Genomic DNA, 16,402 nt, shown 5'->3' with positions numbered 1-16,402 from the left:
GCTGATCGTCGCCGAGGGGGCGACGGCATGAGGCTCGGCATCGACATCGGAGGGACGAAGACCGCGGCGGTCGCCATGACGGGTGCGGGCGGGATCGTCGACCAGGTGCGGCTCCCGACGGGATTCGGCGCGAGCGCCGTCGTCGACACCGCCGTGCAGACCGTGCGGCGCATGAGCGAGATCACGGGCATCGATGCGGGCTCGTTCGAATCGATCGGCATCGGGATCCCCGGTGCGGTCGACACCGCGACGGGCCGCGTCGAGCACGCCGTCAACCTCGGTTTCGGCGGGCTCGACCTCGGACCGCGCCTGGCCGCCGTGTTCGGCGCGCCCGTGCGGGTCGAGAACGACGTCAAGGCCGCAGCCCTCGGCGCTTCCCTCCTGCTCGGCACGTCGCTCCGGTCCGACACCGACACCGGAGCCCCGCCGACGTCGATGGCGTACCTCAACCTCGGCACCGGACTCGCGGCGGGCGTCGTGCTCGGCGGGCAGCTGTGGCGCGGCAGCGGGGGTATCGCCGGCGAGATCGGCCACCTCCCCGTCGATCCGCGCGGCGAACAGTGCGCGTGCGGCCAGCGTGGATGCCTCGAGCTCGTGGCATCCGGTTCGGCGATCGCGCGACTGTGGCCGACGGCCGCCGCGCTGCCGGCGCGCGACCTGTTCGATGCGGCCGATCGGGGCGACGAGCGCGCCGTCACGGTGCGTCAGACGTTCATCGACGGGGTCGCGGCGGCCGTGAGGGTGCTCGTGCTCACGACCGACGTCGAGACCGTCGTCGTCGGCGGTGGGCTCAGCGCCCTCGGCGACCGGCTGCTCATCGGGGTGCGCGCGACGCTCGCGCGCCGAGCTGCCCAGTCGCCGTTCATCGCGTCGCTCGCGCTTCCCGACCGCGTCCGGCTCCTCCCGTCGGGATTCCCGGCGGCGGCGGTCGGTGCGGCCCTCGTGGGGATGAGCTGATGGCGGAGGTCGTCATCGTCGGGGATGCCGCGGAGGCCGGCGCGCTCGTCGCCGAGACGCTCGCCGACCTTATCGCGGAACGCCCGGACGCCGTGCTCGGGCTCGCGACGGGATCGACGCCGCTCACGACCTATCGTGCTCTCGCCGAGACGGTCGCGTCACGCGGGCTCGACGTGTCGCGCGTGCGCGGCTTCGCCCTCGACGAGTACGTCGGCCTGCCGCCCGGGCACTCCGAGAGCTACCGTTCCGTCATCACGCGAGAGGTCGTCGAACCGCTCGGGCTCCGACCCGATCTCGTGCACGTGCCGAACGGCGATCCGGCGACGATCGTCACCGCGGGCGACGACTACGAGGCGGAGATCCGCCGAGCGGGCGGCATCGACGTGCAGATCCTCGGCATCGGTCGCACCGGGCACATCGGGTTCAACGAGCCCGGTTCGTCGTTCGGCTCGCTGACGCGCGTGAAGACGCTCACGGAGGCGACCCGACGCGACAACGCACGCTTCTTCGACTCGATCGACGACGTGCCGACGCATTGCCTCACGCAGGGGCTCGGCACGATCCTGCGGGCCCGCCACCTGGTGCTGCTCGCGTTCAGTGCGGCGAAGGCCGAGGCCGTCACGCGTGCGGTCGAGGGGCCGCTCACGGCGAGCGTGCCCGGGTCTGCCGTGCAACTGCACCCGCGCGTGAGCGTCATCGTCGACGAGGACGCGGCTGCTCGACTCGAGAACGCCGACTACTACCGCTACGTCTGGGCGAACAAGCCGGCGTGGCAGGGGCTCTGAGGCTCAGCCCGCGGCAAGCTCGCGGCGACCGTTGATGACACCGCTCACCGCCGCGACGACCGCGAAGACGATGGCGACGATCGGCTGACCGAGGGTCCACCAGGCGAGGGCCGCAGCTGTGAAGACCGCGATCTCGATGATGGCCTTACCGAACGCATCGATGCGGAAGACCGCCTTCGGCGAGCGGAAGAGCGCCCACACGAGGATCGCGAGGAGCGGAGCGCCGAGGCCGGCGACGAACTTGAGCCACCACTCCTCGAAGGCGAGGAATCCCCAGATGCCGAGGGAGAGGAAGGCGAAGATTTCGAGGAAGAAGCGCAGGATCTCGTTGGGTCCGATGCGGGTCTCGGGTGAGGCGTTCGTCACTCCGCCATCCTACCGGCGCTCAGCGGAAGATGATCGTGCGGGCGCCGTCGAGCAGCACGCGGCTCTCGGCGAACCACTTCACCGCCTGGGTGAGCGTGCGGCTCTCTTCGTCCTGACCGATCGCGACGAGTTCGGACGGCGATCGTGAGTGGTCGACGCGCACGACGTTCTGCTCGATGATCGGGCCCTCGTCGAGGTCGCTCGTCACGAAGTGGGCGGTCGCACCGATGAGCTTCACGCCGCGGGCGTGCGCCTGACGGTAGGGGTTCGCCCCCTTGAAGCCGGGCAGGAACGAGTGGTGGATGTTGATGCAGCGACCCGCGAGCGCCTCGCAGAGCTCGGGCGAGAGAATCTGCATGTATCGCGCGAGCACGACGAGCTCGATGTCGTGCTCGTCGACCGCACGGAGTACGCGCTTCTCGAACTCGGCCTTGCTCGCGGCATCCGTCACGGGGAGCACCTCGAACGGCACGTCGTAGAAGTCGACGAGGTCGCGCAGCGTTCCGTGGTTGGAGAGTACGAGGGGGATCTCGACGGGCAGCTGGCCGCCGCGGTGCCGGAAGAGCAGGTCGTTGACGCAGTGGCCCGCCGTCGAGGCGAGCACGAGAGTGCGCAGCGGGCGACCGACGACGTCGAGCGTCCAGGTCATGTCGAAGCGCTGGATGACGGGAGCGAGGGCGGCCTCGAACTCGGCGCGTTCCGCGGGCGACTCGATCTGCAGGCGCATGAAGAAACGGCCGGTGTCGGTGCTCGCGAACTGCTGGCTCTCGGTGATGTTGCCCCGCGCGGCGACGACGGCGCCGCTCACGTCGTGGACGATTCCGGGGCCGTCGGCGCAGACGAGGGTGAGAACCCAGTGGTTGGTCGTGGTCGCAGCAGTCACTCGCCCAGAGTAGTCGGAGTCGCCTCTCGGCACCCATCCGCCCGCGCCGTCTCGGCGTCACGTTTGTGCTGCTCAGCTCCGCCGAACAGCACAAACGTGACGCCGAGACGAGAGGGCGGGTAGAATCGGTGACGGTCGTGCGTCTCGTGCGGCCCTGGACGCGCACACGAGCGCGTAGTCGACCCGCGATCTGAGGCTCAGCCCGCGCGGGGAACGCCGTCGGGAATCCCTCGATCCATGACTTCTTCTCCTTCTTCGTCGCTCGCGACACCTGCGACTGCAGCCCGCTTCCCGTGGACCGCGCTGCTCGTGCTCTCGGCGGGCGTCTTCCTCTCGATCACCGCCGAGATGCTCCCGACGGGCCTCCTGCCCGAGATGAGCGCCGACCTTGGCGTGAGCGAACCCGCGATCGGCTTGCTCGTCACGTTCTTCGCGCTCACCGTCGTGCTCACGGCCGCACCGCTCACGGCGCTCACGCGACGCTGGCCGCGCCACCGTCTACTCGTCGGAGTGGTCGCCGTGCTCGGTATCGCGACGGCGCTCACGGCGATCGCGCCCACGTACCCGCTCGTCGTCGCCGCTCGTGTCGTCGGCGGGATCGCGCACGGGCTCTTCTGGGCCCTCGTCGCCGCGTACGCCGGTTCGCTCGTTCCGCGAGAGCAGATCGGTCGCGCCGTGGCGATCACCGTCGGCGGCGGCACCCTCGCCCTCGTGCTCGGCGTGCCCCTCTCGACGACGGTCGGCCAGCTCGTCGGATGGCGCACGGTCTTCGGCGCGGTCGCCGTGCTCACGCTCCTCGGGGCCGTGCTGCTCTGGCGCTTCCTCCCGCACGTCGAGCGCCCCTCGGCCGCCGAGCAGGCCGCCCACAAGGCACGAGGGCGCGACCGCACCCTCGGTGCCGTCCTCATCGTGTGCGTCGTCACCGCGATCACGATGATCGGCCACTATGCGCTCTACACCTACGTCGTGCCGCTGCTCACGGTCGTCGTCGGCGTCGAGTCGTCGCTCGTCGGACCGCTCTTGTTCGCGTACGGACTCGCCGGGGCGGTCGGCCTCGTCGCCGCGGGCTCGCTCCTCGGGCGTCGTCCGACGGGCGGCCTCGTGCTCGCCCTCACCGTCGCGGGCGCTGGAGCCCTCGCGACGTCGCTCTTCGCGGGCGCACCCCTCGTCGCCCTCGTCGCGTTCTTCGTCTGGGGCGTCGCCTTCGGCGCCGTGCCGCCGCTCCTGCAGACGCGACTGCTGCACGCCGCGTCGCCCGAGATCCGCGACGTCGCGAGCGCGTACTACACGACCGCGTTCAACATCGGCATCGGCGGAGGCGCCTTCCTCGGAGCCGTGCTCTTCGACACGATCGGCATCGAGTGGATCTCGGTCGTCTACGCGGCCCTCTTCGCCGTCGCCGTCATCCTCGTCGTCTCGCTCCGCCGCACTCGCGCGCGGTCGTAGGCGCGGCGATCGAGAGAACGGATGCCGCGGGCGGCGTCGATCGACGGGCGGAGCCTACGGCGTGATCGACTCGGCGGTCTCGACCGGATCGCCCGCTGCGGGGACCTCGGCGACGGGCGGCTCATCGCCGGTCTCGTCGGTCACGACGGGCGGATCGGTCTCGTTCGTCTCGGCGGGGCGCACGACGGCGTCATCCGTCGGCGCGGGCCCTTCGATCGGCGCGGGCGTCTCGCTCGGCGCGGGCGCAGGATCGGCCGGCTGCTCGGGGGCGGGCGCGGGTTCCGGGGCCGGAGCAGCGGGCTCGCTCTCCGTCACGGCCGGGGCAGGAGCAGCGAGCGCGAAGAGCGGCACAGGGATCGAGCCCGACGTCGCCGGTCCGGCGGAGGTGCCGTCGCTGTAGCGCGCGGTGACCGTGATGTCGAGGTCGCTCAGGCTCACGTACATCTCGGAAGCCGTGCCCGAGCCATCGAGGACGCGCACCCACTCGTCGCCCGTCGCGCTCGCGACGACGACGCGCGCGTTCGGCTGACCCGAGAGGGTTACGAGGGCCACGATGTCGCCGATCCTCGTCACCGAGAGCGATGGCGGTGCGGCGAGCGTAACGGATGACGCGGTCGAGCGTGAGGTGACCTCGCGGCCGTCGAGCTGGACGGCTTCGAGCGACCATGTTCCGGGGGCGAGGTCGGTCACGGTCACCGACCATGTGCCCGCGGAGGAGACGTCGGCCGCCGCGATCGCCGAATCGGAGAGACGCACCTCGATGACGGAGCCGGGCTCTCCCGTGCCGGTCAGCGTCGGGAAGTACAGGCCTCCGCCCGACTCGACGCTTCCGATGGTGACGGGAGCGACCGGTTCGGGCTCCGGCTCGGGGTCGGGAGTCGGGGTCGGCGTGGGCGTGGGCGTGGGCGTCGGGTTCGGCGTCGGAGGAGTGGTGGGCTCGGGCGGAGTCGTCGGCTCGGGAGTCGGCTCCGGCGGAAGCGTGGGTTCGGGGCTCGGCTCGGGAGGAGTGGTCGGCTCGGGCCCGACCTCGGGTTCGTCGGTGGGCACGGGCTCGGGCGTCGCCTCGGGCTCCTGCGCCGGCGCGGGAGCGGCCTCGACGGGGGCCGGCGTCTCTTCCGCCGCGGGCGGCGGCGTGGGCGAGGCCTTCGGTGTGGCCTTCGGGGTCGGCTTCGCGGTGGGCGCGGGCACGATCGCTCCCGGGCCCGGCGTGAGTTCGGCGGGCTCGACCACGGCGGGTGCGCCGGCGCCCGGCGCGAGGGCCGCCAGACCGGCCGAACCGGCGTCGAAGAGTGAGGGACCGAGCACGACGGCCGCCGCGACGCTCGCGGCGATCGCGATTCCACCGGCGGCCATGCCGACGAGGGCGCCGACTCCGAGGCCTCCGCCGACGGCTGCACCGCCGGCGCCCGCGGTCGTGGCGCTCGCGACGGAAGCCGCGCCCGCGGAGGAACCGCCGGCTCCGCCACCCGCCGAGGCGCCGACCGAGCCGCCCGACGACAGCGCGCTCGCCGTCGTCGCCGTGACACTGTCGGAGATGATCGCCGGCATCGCGGCTGCCGCGAGCTGGGCGGCAGGCGCTGCGGTCTGCAGCCACGCGGTGTACGCCGTCGCGCCTCCGATGCCGGCTGCGAGAGGCAGGAGCACGAGGGCGAGACGAGAGCCGGTCTCGCGCGCCTCCGAGGCGACGATCGTGCACTTGGCGCAGTTGTCGAGGTGCTGGTCGACGCGCTTCGTGTCGCGTGGCCCGAGCTTGTCGCGTGTGTAGGCACCGAGCCGCTCGATCGTCCAGCGGCATTCGTCGGAATTGCCGGGGTTGCCGAGGTGGGCTCGAATCCACGCCTGGCGCAGTCCTTCGCGCGCACGGTAGGCGAGAGCGGCCGTGCTGTTCGCCGTCATACCGACGAGAGGTGCGATCTCTTGCGGAGTCATCTGCTCGACTTCGCTGTACCAGAGCACCTCCTGCCACCGCGTGGGGAGCGAGCGGAAGGCCTGAGCCGTGATCGAGCGGTCGAGCGCGTCGAGCGTCGCCTGTTCGTTCGAGTCGGGGTCTTCGAAGGACTCGAGGGTGTCGAGGGCCGTCTCGCGCGATGCCCGGCCCCAGCTCGCGGCCGTGTTCCTCAGCGTCGTGAAGAGATAGGGGCGGAACGCACCGTTCGGACCCTTGCCGGACTGGAGCGCCTGGAGCACGCGCAGGAAGGCTTCGGCGACGAGGTCGTCGGGGTCGAGGCTCGAGAACGAGCGAGCGACGGTTCGTGCTGCGCGGGAGTGACGGCGCCAGAGTTCGGCATACGCGCTGTTGTCGCCCGAGCGCGATGCAGAGATGAGATCCGCGTCGGAGAGACCCTCGACGGGAGGCTGCAGTGGCATGGTCATGCGGTCTCCTTCTGTCGTGGTCTTAACGTGAGAGAGCGGGATCGGCCTGCGCTATGACGCGGCACCCGGAAGATCCTGTCGGAAGAATCCGAAAAAAGTCTGCGAACCCGCGTCATCATTCTCTCACTTCCTGCTCTCTTCAGGTGAAGGGCCGCCGATCGCCCCCGGCCGTCCGATGTGTCGAGAGCCCTATCTGTCGTCGCATCGGGCGGCAGTGGCGGCCCGTGAGTCAGCGACCCGAACGCTGCGCGCCCGCTTGACCTCGGGGGAATTCGAGCGGGCAACGGGACCGGGCGCCGGACGCGAAGGGGAACACGCGTCCGGCCCGGTCTCCCCTGAGGTTTCTCAGACGGCGAACACGGAATCCCCGGCCGACCACACGCGGACCGCCTCGAGATCGTCGTCGAGCAGCACGGCGTCGGCCGCATACCCGACCTCGAGAGCGCCGAGTTCGTCGCCGCGCCCGATCGCGCGCGCCGGCACGATGCTCGCCGCCGCGACCGCCGTCGCAAGGGGGATGCCGTGGGCGATCGCATTCCGCACGGCGACGCCGAGCGTGAGGGTCGAACCGGCGATCGCGCCTCCGTCGACGAGTCGGGCGACACCGTCGGTGACGCTGACGCGGAGCGAACCGAGGTCATAGGGGCCGTCGGCCGCTCCCGCTGCGGCCATCGCATCCGACACGAGGGCGATGCGGCCCGGTGCCGCGGTGAATGCCAGGTTCACGACGTCCGCGTGCACGTGCACACCGTCATCGATGATCTCGAGGGTGATGCCATCGGTCGCGAGGGCGGCCGTCACGGGGCCCGGTGCGCGATGGTGGATTCCGCGCATGCCGTTGAACGCATGGGTGAGGATCGTCGCGCCGACGTCGAACGCGGCGCGTGCCTCGTCGGCACTCGCGCCCGTATGGCCCACGGCGACGCGGGAACCGGCGGCGACGAGGGACCTCGTCGCGTCGAGGGCGCCCGGCAGCTCGGGGGCGAGCGTCACCTGGGTCAGCGTGCCGTCGGCGGCTTCGAGGAGCCGCTCGATCGAGGCCTGGTCGGGGGAGTGGAGGAGCGCCGGATCGTGCGCCCCGCGATGCGAGTCGGCGAGGAACGGGCCTTCGAGGTGCGAACCGAGGACCGCGTCATCCCGACGCGTGAGGGCGGCGATCTCGGCGACGCGGCGCTCGAGCGCCTCGATCGGTGCCGTCACGAGCGAGATCACGGCGCGGGTCGTGCCGTGCCGTCGGTGCATTGCGAGCGCCCGGGCGATCGCGTCCGCGCCGTCGTCGAACGCGGCCCCGCCACCACCGTGCACGTGGATGTCGATGAATCCGGGGGTGAGGTGCCGACCACCGGCATCCACGACCTCGTCGCCCGGTCGCGCCTCCCAGCTGCGCCCGACCCCGCGCGCCGAGAGGCGATCGCCGTCGAACCTGACCCAGCCGTCGTCGGTGACCGATCCGTTCGAGACGATTCGCGCGGAGTGGATGATCGTCGACGGGGGCATACCCGTCACGATACCGATCGGTGCTCCGCGGCGGCGGCATGATGGCGCACTCCGCGTTCGTCGAGCAGGCCGGTGAACGCGGGGAGTCGCCGGGTGAAGTCGTCGATGTCGCGCACCGCTCGCGGCGACCAGGCGATCTCGGCGATCGCCGCAGCGCGCGGGAACGCGAGGAAGGTGACGTCGTCGATGTGTCGTGCCGTCTCCGTCCAGAGCGGCGCCTCGACCCCGAGGATGTCGGCTTCGCCGATGCCGTCGACGATCGACGTCGGTTCCCACCCGTAGGCGTCGACGAGTGACGTCGCGCCCTCGGCCCACTCGAGGCCGAGCACGCGCCCGTCCGGCCCCGTGGCCTCGCCCGGATAGCGCATGTCGAGATAGGCGACGTCGGCGGGGGAGAGGACGACGCGTCCGCCGTTTCGGGCGAAGGTGCGGGTGCGCTCCGCCGAGTCATCCTGCGGTTTCGTGAAGCTCCAGTACTGGCCGACGGTGCCGCGCGGCAGAGCATCGCTCGCGCCCATCTCGTGCCAGCCGATGATCGTCTTGCCCGTCGCCGCGCCGATGCTCGTCGCTCGGGCGATGAGGGTCGCGTACTCGTCGGCGGGCGTCGAGAGCGATTCGTCGCCGCCGAGGTGGAGGTAGGGGCCGGGGGTGAGCGCCGCGACCTCGCCGATGACGTCCTCGAGGAAGGCGTACGTCTCCGGGCGGGCCGCGTCGAGCGAACTGAAGCCGACCTCGATCCCCTCGTACGGCTCGGGGGCGATGCCGTCGGGAGTCAGCTCGGGGTAGGAGTGCAGCGCCGCGTTCGTGTGGCCGGGCACGTCGATCTCGGGCACGACCGTGATGAAGCGGGCGGCGGCGAAGTCGATGATGGCGCGGTAGTCGTCGTGCGTGTAGTGGCCGCCGCCGTGGCCGCCGACGGAGGTCGTACTTCCTCGACGGGTGAGTTCGGGGCGCGAGTCGATCTCGAGGCGCCAGCCCTGGTCGTCGGTGAGGTGGAGATGCAGGTGGTTGAACTTCAGCAGGGCGATCGCCTCGATGTAACGCGTGACGTCGTCGACCGAGAAGAAGTGGCGGGCGACGTCGAGCATGACGCCTCGGTAGGCGAAGCGCGGTTCGTCCTCGATGAGCGTCGCGGCGATCGTGCCGTCGGTGCCGAGCAGCTGCAGGATCGTGCGGGTGCCGCGGTAGAGGCCTTCGGCCGTGGTCGCCGTGAGGCGGGCTCCCGCGGTCGACACCTGGAGGCGGTGGGCCTCGACGCTCGCCGAGGGGAACGGCTCGATGCGGAGCTCGAGATCGGCCGGGCCGGCGTCATCCGTCACGATGTCGAGCCGACGACCGATCCTCAGTTCGACGTCGGCAGCGAGGAGTTCGGCGACGCCGCGCGCGGTCTCGTCGGCGACGATCCGGCCGGTCGCGCCGAACTCGAACGCGGCGGCTTCTCGATCGGTCGCGCGGGCGGGGGCCGGGATGACGGAGGGCATCCGCCGAGTATGTCAGGAATCCTTACAGTGGGCAATCGTCCGCGCGGGCATCGACGATCTTGCTATGCTGTGCGGGTCGCGACTGGCGTTGAGATGGACACCATCGGGGAGCGACTGGCTCGGATCCGACCGCTCGCCTGGGCCGGAACGGATGCCCCCGCGCGAGCGACGGGCAGTACTCATCGTTTCCGCGTCACCCTAGGAGCCAGTCTTGACCGAATCCGTCTTCAACCAATCCCTCGAGCTCGTCGACCCCGAGATCGCCGCCGTCCTCCAGCAGGAGCTCGGCCGCCAGCGCGACTACCTCGAGATGATCGCGAGCGAGAACTTCGTCCCCGTCTCCGTGCTTGAGTCGCAGGGCTCCGTGCTCACCAACAAGTACGCCGAGGGCTACCCGGGTCGCCGTTACTACGGCGGCTGCGAGTACGTCGACGTGGCCGAGTCGCTCGCGATCGAGCGCGCCAAGAGCCTCTTCGGCGCCGAGTACGCGAACGTCCAGCCGCACTCCGGTGCGACCGCAAACGCCGCCGTGCTCTCGGCGATCGCCACGCCGGGCGACACGATCCTCGGCCTCGAGCTCGCCCACGGCGGTCACCTCACCCACGGCATGAAGCTCAACTTCTCGGGCAAGCTCTACAACGCCGTGTCGTACGGCGTCGACCCCGAGACCTTCCTCGTCGACATGAACGTCGTGCGCGACAAGGCCCTCGAGCACCGCCCGCAGGTCATCATCGCCGGTTGGTCGGCGTACCCCCGTCACCTCGACTTCGCCGCGTTCCGCGCGATCGCCGACGAGGTCGGCGCGAAGCTCTGGGTCGACATGGCGCACTTCGCGGGACTCGTCGCCGCAGGCCTGCACCCGTCGCCCGTTCCCCACGCCGACGTCGTCTCGTCGACCGTGCACAAGACCATCGGCGGCCCGCGCTCGGGCTTCATCGTCTCGCGCGACACCGAGCTCGCCAAGAAGCTCAACTCGAATGTCTTCCCGGGCCAGCAGGGCGGGCCGCTCATGCACGTCATCGCCGCCAAGGCGACCGCGTTCAAGATCGCCGCGACCGAGGAGTTCGCCGACCGTCAGGCCCGCACCATCCGCGGTGCGCAGATCCTCGCCGACCGCCTCACCGCCGATGACTCGCGCGCAGCGGGCGTCGACGTTCTGACGGGCGGCACCGACGTGCACCTCGTGCTCGCCGACCTCCGCAACTCGCCGCTCGACGGTCAGCAGGCCGAAGACGTGCTGCACGAGGCGCTCATCACCGTCAACCGCAACGCGGTTCCCTTCGACCCGCGCCCGCCGATGGTGACCTCGGGCCTCCGCATCGGCACGCCCGCCCTCGCGACGCGCGGCTTCGGCGACGCCGAGTTCGTCGAGGTCGCCGACGTCATCGCCGAGGCGCTTAAGCCCGGTGCCGACACCGGCGCTCTCCGCGAGCGCGTGAGCGCCCTCACCGAGCGCTTCCCGCTCTACCCGGGCCTCTCGCAGGTCGGCGCGACGCGCTTCGCGTAAGCCGCCTCGCCGGTGTCGGCCCGTCACGCGCTGACGGGCCGACACCGACACCCCTCCCTGTCGACGGATACGGAGATCTCGCGCGACACGCCGCGTCGCGTCATCCGTCGATCGGCGCGTCGCCGCGAATCTCCGTATCCGCACCCCGCTCGTACCTCGTACCCCCACACCTCAGGAGTCGCCATGACCGCGATCACCCTCGACGGCGTCGCCACCGCGCGCGCCGTGAAGTCCGAACTCGCCGAGCGCATCAGCGCGCTCCGCTCGAAGGGCATCGTGCCGGGACTCGGCACCCTCCTCGTCGGCGACGACCCGGGATCGCGCTCCTACGTCGCCGGTAAGCACCGCGACTGCGCCGAGGTGGGCATCGAGTCCATCCGCGTCGACCTGCCCGCGACCGCGACGAGCGCCGACGTGCGCGCCGCGATCGCCGACCTCAACAGTGCTCCCGAGGTGACCGGCTACATCGTGCAGCTGCCGCTGCCCGCCGGTCACGACGAGAACGCGATGCTCGAACTCATCGACCCCGACAAGGACGCCGACGGCCTGCACCCCACGAACCTCGGGCGTCTCGTGCTCGGTATCGAGGGCGAACTGCACTCGCCGCTGCCGTGCACGCCCGCGGGCATCGTCGAGATGCTGCAGCGCTACGACGTGCCGATCAGCGGCCGCCACGTCACCGTCATCGGCCGAGGCCTCACCGTCGGTCGCCCGCTCGGTCTGCTCTTCACGCGCAAGGGCCTCGACGCGACCGTCACGCTCACCCACTCGCGCACCGTCGATCTCGCCGCCGAGGTGCGTCGCGCCGACATCGTCGTCGCGGCCGTCGGTGTCGCCCACCTCGTGAAGCCCGACTGGGTGAAGCCGGGCGCCGCCGTGCTCGACGTCGGCATCACTCGCGTCGAAGACCCCGAGACGGGCAAGGGCCGCCTCACGGGCGACATCGACCCGCTCGTCGCAGAGGTCGCTGGTCACCTGTCGCCGAACCCCGGCGGAGTCGGACCGATGACGCGTGCCATGCTGCTCTCGAACGTCGTCAAGGCTGCCGAACTGCGCGCCTGAGAGAGGCCGTCGACAACGCCCACCAGTGTGGCCCGCCGCCCCCAATTCGGGAATTGAGGGCCAATCGCCGCGCATTTGAATCTTGCTAGTGGATATCGTCGGTGGCATGTTCGTGTACACGTTGACTACATCACGCGCTAAAACGCGCGTCTCGCACCAGCGGTTTACCCGATTGCTTCTTCAACCTGTCTACCGTTCACTGCGATCTGTATCTGGGCATATGTAATGGCTGTCGGATATCGGTCAGTCCTGAGACTCGATGATCGTGCCGATGCGGTTTCTATTGCTGAAGAGCATCTTCGTGCGTGGCTCAAAGAGAAGTCGCGCGGCCGAAATGGGCTGCCTCGCGTTGATTGGGAGGGGGTTGGCGTCACCGAGTTCGGTCCCGCGGCTCGGCTCTCAGTGACCCATGTGGATCGCGCCGAAGATTCCAGTTTTCGTCGCTTGTATCAGCTAGAAGAGACAAATGCTGCGGGTACATTCGTGGTGTCGATCTATGCGCTCTCGTTGCCGCACGCGCACGATCGAAAGCGTCAGAGTCTCGTCATAGATGTCTCGATCGAGGGGATCGACCCATCAAGCGCCGTCGACCGGGTCGACCCTCCGAGAGTCGTGACAGCGCTTCTCGAGACCGTTGACGCTTGGGACGGATTCACTCGGCTTACTGGAAAGCCGCGGACCATCCATCGTGATGAAGTCGGGGAAGTGCTTTCTGCGATCGCCGATCAAGATCGCTCTTCGGCGGTGATCGTCGCGGGATCTCTCGGTCGAGATACTGACTCTGCGTGGACCCGAACAATCGAGTCGCTCACAAAACAGAGCGTTGGCGTTGCATCGATTTTTGTCGTACTTGCAGATGGAATGTCTCAGCTCGCAGACGAGTTACCGGCCAGTCATGAGGTGCGGCCTGGGACCGTGAGGACATTTGCGCCACGGGTTGAACTGGACGATCCCGACGATGGGGTGCGTCACCGATTCCTCGGACCTGCATCGCTTGCCAGAGCCGTCGAGGGTACTCGGGTTGCTAGAGCACTCACGAAGTACCACGCGGCAGCCGGGCGCAGGAGGCTCGTCGAGCAAGATTTGCCTGCAGATATTCGGCGTGGTGTTGACCTGCTTCGTAAGGCGGCAGTTGCTCAAGAACGCGCATCTAAGGTCGGTCGAATTGTCGCGACATCCATCGGAAGTTCGCGCGACGTTGATGCGGCGTTGGCCGCAGGGCGTCCAAGCGTCTCCTCGCATCAAGCTCCGCGGGATGAAGCGAATGTCTCTTCAGAGCACACTGTTAAACCTCCTCCCGAGACAGCGACTGGCGCTGTTGAGCTTTTGAAGTCCAAACTGCGTTCGATGATCAGAAGGTGGTTTTCGCGCGACTCGTGGTCGCCAGATGATCTCGATGAACTCGATGCGCTTCTCACTGTGAAAAGTAGTGAAGCGGAAGTCGCGGAGCAGCAGCTTGACGAAGCAGCCGATCTTCAGCTTCGACTCGAAGCCGAACTTCGCGCTGCACATGCAAGGTTGGAGGAACTCGATCTTGAACTAGCACTAGTCACCGCGGATCTTCGAGAGTCTGCGCGCGAGACGCAAGTACTTCGTCGCAACCTCGTCTTGGCTGACCGGGCCGAGGAGACGCATGTAGCCCGTGAGGCGGTCGAATGGCAGCCACCGACATCAGTCGAGGAACTAGTCGCACGTATCACCCCAGGAGAACACCAGCACGTTGCGCTCGACAGAGTCATGTTTACGGGGGATATTGGAGCAGCTCTGGACATTGATAAGCGGGACCCGCACGGACGGTATGCGGCAGCACTGTGGGACTACGTTCATGTCCTCTACGACTACGTAGGCGTTAGGGCTGAAGGTGGGGTAGCAGGAGGCGTCCACGTATATCTCTCTGATGATCGAATGGACGGTCACAAGTGTTCACCCGATCGCCATGCCGGCACAGAAAGTGAAAGTGTCCTCACTAATCGAAGCTGGCGCGAGGAAAGGGTCCTACCCGTTCCAACAGACGTTGACGCGTCCGGAAAGGTGCTGATGGGTGCGCATTTCAAGCCGACCCATCGCGATACGTTTGCTCCGCGGATGCACTACTTCGATGATGCTGATCGGAGTCAAATGGTTTACATCGGGTACATCGGCCGACACCTCACCAACAAAAAGACCTGAAGTGTGATCTGGTCGGGGTTCGTTCCTGACCTCAGTCGACGGGAGCGGTGTGCTCGGCGACGTGATCGAGATAGGCGGCGGCATTCCGACGGATGCCGTCCTGCTCGTCATCCGTGAGCTGTCGGCGAATCTTCGCGGGAACGCCCGCGACGAGTGAGCCCGGCGGCACGATCGTGCCCTCGAGCACGACGGCGCCGGCGGCGACGAGCGACCCGCGACCGATCACCGCGCCGTTCAGCACTCGGGCGCCCATGCCGATGAGGCTCTCGTCCTCGACGACGCATCCGTGCAGCACCGCTCCGTGGCCGACCGATACGGCGCGCCCGAGCACGAGGGGGAACCCGGCGTCGACGTGGCAGACGACCGTGTCCTGCAGGTTCGAGTCCTCGCCGATGACGATCGGTTCGGCTTCGGCGCGCAGCACGGCGTTGTACCAGACGCTCGAGCCGCGACCGAGCCGTACGTCGCCGACGATGACGGCACCGGCCGCGACGAACGCGGTCTCGTCGAGGGCGGGCGCCGGGATTCCGGCGAGGGTGATGATGCGGGCTGACGGGTCGGCGCTCATGCAGCCAGCCTAGTGAGCGCGCCTCCGCCGTCCCGAGACCGTGAGGAGTCGGATGACGAGTCCGATCGCGAGCACGGCCGTTCCGGCGAGCACGGACGCGAGGGGAAGGGTCGCGACGAGTACGACGCAGCCCGCGGCGCCGACGAGCGCGAACGCTCGCGGATAGAGTCGCTCGCCCGGCGTCATCCGCAGCGCGGAGAGGTTCGCGACGAGGTAGTAGAGCAGCACGCCGAACGACGAGAACCCGATGACGCCGCGCACGTCGGCGACGAGGACGACGACGATCACGAGGGCGGCGACGAGGGCCTCCGCTCGCGCCGGCGTGCCGAATCGGCCGTCGATGCGCGCGAGCCCGTGGGGGAGGTCGCCCGTGCGCGCCATCGCGAGGCTCGTGCGCCCGATGCCGGGGATGAGCGCGAGCAGGGCACCGAGGGTCGCGATGGCGGCACCAATGGTGACGAGGGGAACGGCCCACGACCAGCCGTTCCGAGAGACGACGTCGGCGAGCGGCGCCGTCGAGTCGGCGAGGCGCGCCGCACCGAGCGTCGAGAGCGCGGCGACGGCGACGAGGGCGTAGACCGTCAGGGCGACCGCGAACGAGATGACGATCGCCGTCGGGATCGTCTGCGCGGGGCGACGCACCTCCTCGCCGAGGGTCGCGATGCGCGCGTAGCCCGCGAAGGCGAAGAAGAGCAGCCCCGCCGACTGGAGGACCCCGTAGAGACCCGCGTCGCCGATGTCGACGGGCGGCAGGAGGGGCGGACCCGCGGCGAACGGCGACAGGATGACGACGAGCAGGATGCCGAGCACGATCGCGACGAGCACGCTCGCCACGGCACGCGTGCGGGTGATGCCCGCGATGCTCACGCAGGCGACGACGGCCGCGGCGAGAGCCGCGATGAGGCGTTCGGTGCCCGCGGGGGCGACGTACGCCGCGAAGACGAGCGCCATCGCCGCGCAGCTCGCCGTCTTGCCGACGAGGAAGCTCCACCCCGCCGCGTAGCCCCACCAGTCGCCCAGACGTTCGCGGCCGAAGACGTACGCCCCGCCGGCGTGCGGCGAACGGGCGGCGAGGGCCGCGGTGGACGTCGCGTTGCAGAACGCGATGAGGGCGGCGAGGCCGAGGCCGAGGAGTAGTCCGTCTCCCGCCGCCGCAGCAGCCGGGGCGAAGACGACGAACACACCCGAGCCGATCATCGCGGCGAGGCCGATCGCGACCGACCCGGCTACGCCGAGGCGACGGCGGAGACCGGGCTCGTCGTTCGTCTGCACGCGCGAACTCTACTCGGCCGGGGAGAACGCTTCGCG

The 16,402-nt window shown here is 69.5% G+C and carries 13 protein-coding genes and 1 riboswitch; of the genes, 6 read left to right on the top strand and 7 right to left on the bottom strand.

The window, feature by feature from the left end; translation table 11 throughout:
• Positions 1-27 precede the first annotated feature (27 nt).
• Both BJ972_RS06605 and BJ972_RS06600 read left to right on the top strand, forming a co-directional pair.
• A complete protein-coding gene (locus tag BJ972_RS06605) occupies positions 28-957 on the top strand; it encodes an ROK family protein (protein WP_129173055.1) in 930 nt (309 codons plus the stop codon).
• On the top strand, positions 957-1,742 hold the full coding sequence (locus BJ972_RS06600) for a glucosamine-6-phosphate deaminase (protein WP_129173053.1): 786 nt from the start codon (positions 957-959) through the stop codon (positions 1,740-1,742). The genes BJ972_RS06605 and BJ972_RS06600 overlap by 1 nt, the downstream gene beginning before the upstream one ends.
• 3 nt (positions 1,743-1,745) lie before the next feature.
• Here BJ972_RS06600 and BJ972_RS06595 read toward each other — a convergent pair whose 3' ends face one another.
• Positions 1,746-2,108 (bottom strand): YrdB family protein, encoded by a 363-nt coding sequence (locus BJ972_RS06595; RefSeq protein ID WP_129173051.1) that lies wholly within the window; start codon positions 2,106-2,108, stop codon positions 1,746-1,748.
• 19 nt (positions 2,109-2,127) lie between these two features.
• Positions 2,128-2,991, bottom strand: a complete 864-nt coding sequence (gene purU, locus BJ972_RS06590) for a formyltetrahydrofolate deformylase (protein WP_129173049.1) — start codon at positions 2,989-2,991, stop codon at positions 2,128-2,130.
• Positions 2,992-3,228: 237 nt separating this feature from the next.
• Between purU and BJ972_RS06585 the strand changes: the two genes are divergently transcribed.
• Entirely contained in the window at positions 3,229-4,437 is a 1,209-nt protein-coding gene (locus tag BJ972_RS06585) for an MFS transporter (RefSeq protein ID WP_129173047.1), read from the top strand.
• 54 nt (positions 4,438-4,491) lie between these two features.
• On the opposite strand, the gene BJ972_RS06580 is transcribed toward BJ972_RS06585, so the two are convergent.
• From BJ972_RS06580 to BJ972_RS06570, 3 genes are all read right to left on the bottom strand, one after another.
• Positions 4,492-6,810: a sigma-70 family RNA polymerase sigma factor gene (locus BJ972_RS06580; RefSeq protein WP_129173044.1), complete on the bottom strand. Its 2,319-nt coding sequence runs from the start codon at positions 6,808-6,810 to the stop codon at positions 4,492-4,494.
• Between the two features lie 345 nt (positions 6,811-7,155).
• Positions 7,156-8,307 (bottom strand): N-acetylglucosamine-6-phosphate deacetylase, encoded by a 1,152-nt coding sequence (nagA, locus tag BJ972_RS06575; protein ID WP_129173042.1) that lies wholly within the window; start codon positions 8,305-8,307, stop codon positions 7,156-7,158.
• Positions 8,308-8,312: 5 nt separating this feature from the next.
• Positions 8,313-9,788 (bottom strand): beta-N-acetylhexosaminidase, encoded by a 1,476-nt coding sequence (locus BJ972_RS06570; RefSeq protein ID WP_129173040.1) that lies wholly within the window; start codon positions 9,786-9,788, stop codon positions 8,313-8,315.
• A 68-nt stretch (positions 9,789-9,856) separates the two neighbouring features.
• A riboswitch (ZMP/ZTP riboswitch) is annotated at positions 9,857-9,938 on the top strand.
• Positions 9,939-9,999: 61 nt separating this feature from the next.
• Here BJ972_RS06570 and glyA point away from each other — a divergent pair.
• The 3 genes from glyA to BJ972_RS06555 all read left to right on the top strand — a co-directional run bounded on the left by glyA (position 10,000) and on the right by BJ972_RS06555 (position 14,526).
• Positions 10,000-11,295 carry a serine hydroxymethyltransferase gene (gene glyA, locus BJ972_RS06565; RefSeq protein ID WP_129173038.1) on the top strand — a complete coding sequence of 432 codons (1,296 nt, stop codon included), beginning with the start codon at positions 10,000-10,002 and terminating at the stop codon, positions 11,293-11,295.
• Between the two features lie 183 nt (positions 11,296-11,478).
• Positions 11,479-12,357: a bifunctional methylenetetrahydrofolate dehydrogenase/methenyltetrahydrofolate cyclohydrolase gene (locus BJ972_RS06560; protein ID WP_129173036.1), complete on the top strand. Its 879-nt coding sequence runs from the start codon at positions 11,479-11,481 to the stop codon at positions 12,355-12,357.
• Positions 12,358-12,582: 225 nt separating this feature from the next.
• The gene (locus BJ972_RS06555; protein WP_129173034.1) at positions 12,583-14,526 is read left to right on the top strand and encodes a hypothetical protein; all 1,944 of its coding nucleotides are present in this window, start codon (positions 12,583-12,585) and stop codon (positions 14,524-14,526) included.
• Between the two features lie 31 nt (positions 14,527-14,557).
• Here the strand turns inward: BJ972_RS06555 and BJ972_RS06550 are convergent, their stop codons facing one another.
• Positions 14,558-15,094 carry a gamma carbonic anhydrase family protein gene (locus BJ972_RS06550; RefSeq protein WP_129173032.1) on the bottom strand — a complete coding sequence of 179 codons (537 nt, stop codon included), beginning with the start codon at positions 15,092-15,094 and terminating at the stop codon, positions 14,558-14,560.
• 9 nt (positions 15,095-15,103) lie between these two features.
• Complete coding sequence (locus BJ972_RS06545) at positions 15,104-16,366, bottom strand: APC family permease (protein WP_241830729.1); 1,263 nt, start codon at positions 16,364-16,366, stop codon at positions 15,104-15,106.
• Between the last annotated feature and the right edge of the window lie 36 nt (positions 16,367-16,402).

This window comes from Agromyces atrinae (assembly GCF_013407835.1).
GTDB lineage: Bacteria > Actinomycetota > Actinomycetes > Actinomycetales > Microbacteriaceae > Agromyces > Agromyces atrinae.
Note: the sequence above shows the minus strand (reverse complement) of the source record. Positions and strands in the feature narration are given on the sequence as shown.

Bases quoted from the DNA above. Each gene is read 5' to 3' on its own strand.
- BJ972_RS06580 (WP_129173044.1), bottom strand. From the start codon at position 6,810: ATGACCATGCCACTGCAGCCTCCCGTCGAGGGTCTCTCCGACGCGGAT.
- BJ972_RS06550 (WP_129173032.1), bottom strand. From the start codon at position 15,094: ATGAGCGCCGACCCGTCAGCCCGCATCATCACCCTCGCCGGAATCCCG.
- nagA (WP_129173042.1), bottom strand. From the start codon at position 8,307: ATGCCCCCGTCGACGATCATCCACTCCGCGCGAATCGTCTCGAACGGA.
- BJ972_RS06555 (WP_129173034.1), top strand. From the start codon at position 12,583: ATGGCTGTCGGATATCGGTCAGTCCTGAGACTCGATGATCGTGCCGAT.
- BJ972_RS06560 (WP_129173036.1), top strand. From the start codon at position 11,479: ATGACCGCGATCACCCTCGACGGCGTCGCCACCGCGCGCGCCGTGAAG.
- BJ972_RS06585 (WP_129173047.1), top strand. From the start codon at position 3,229: ATGACTTCTTCTCCTTCTTCGTCGCTCGCGACACCTGCGACTGCAGCC.
- BJ972_RS06605 (WP_129173055.1), top strand. From the start codon at position 28: ATGAGGCTCGGCATCGACATCGGAGGGACGAAGACCGCGGCGGTCGCC.
- BJ972_RS06570 (WP_129173040.1), bottom strand. From the start codon at position 9,788: ATGCCCTCCGTCATCCCGGCCCCCGCCCGCGCGACCGATCGAGAAGCC.
- BJ972_RS06600 (WP_129173053.1), top strand. From the start codon at position 957: ATGGCGGAGGTCGTCATCGTCGGGGATGCCGCGGAGGCCGGCGCGCTC.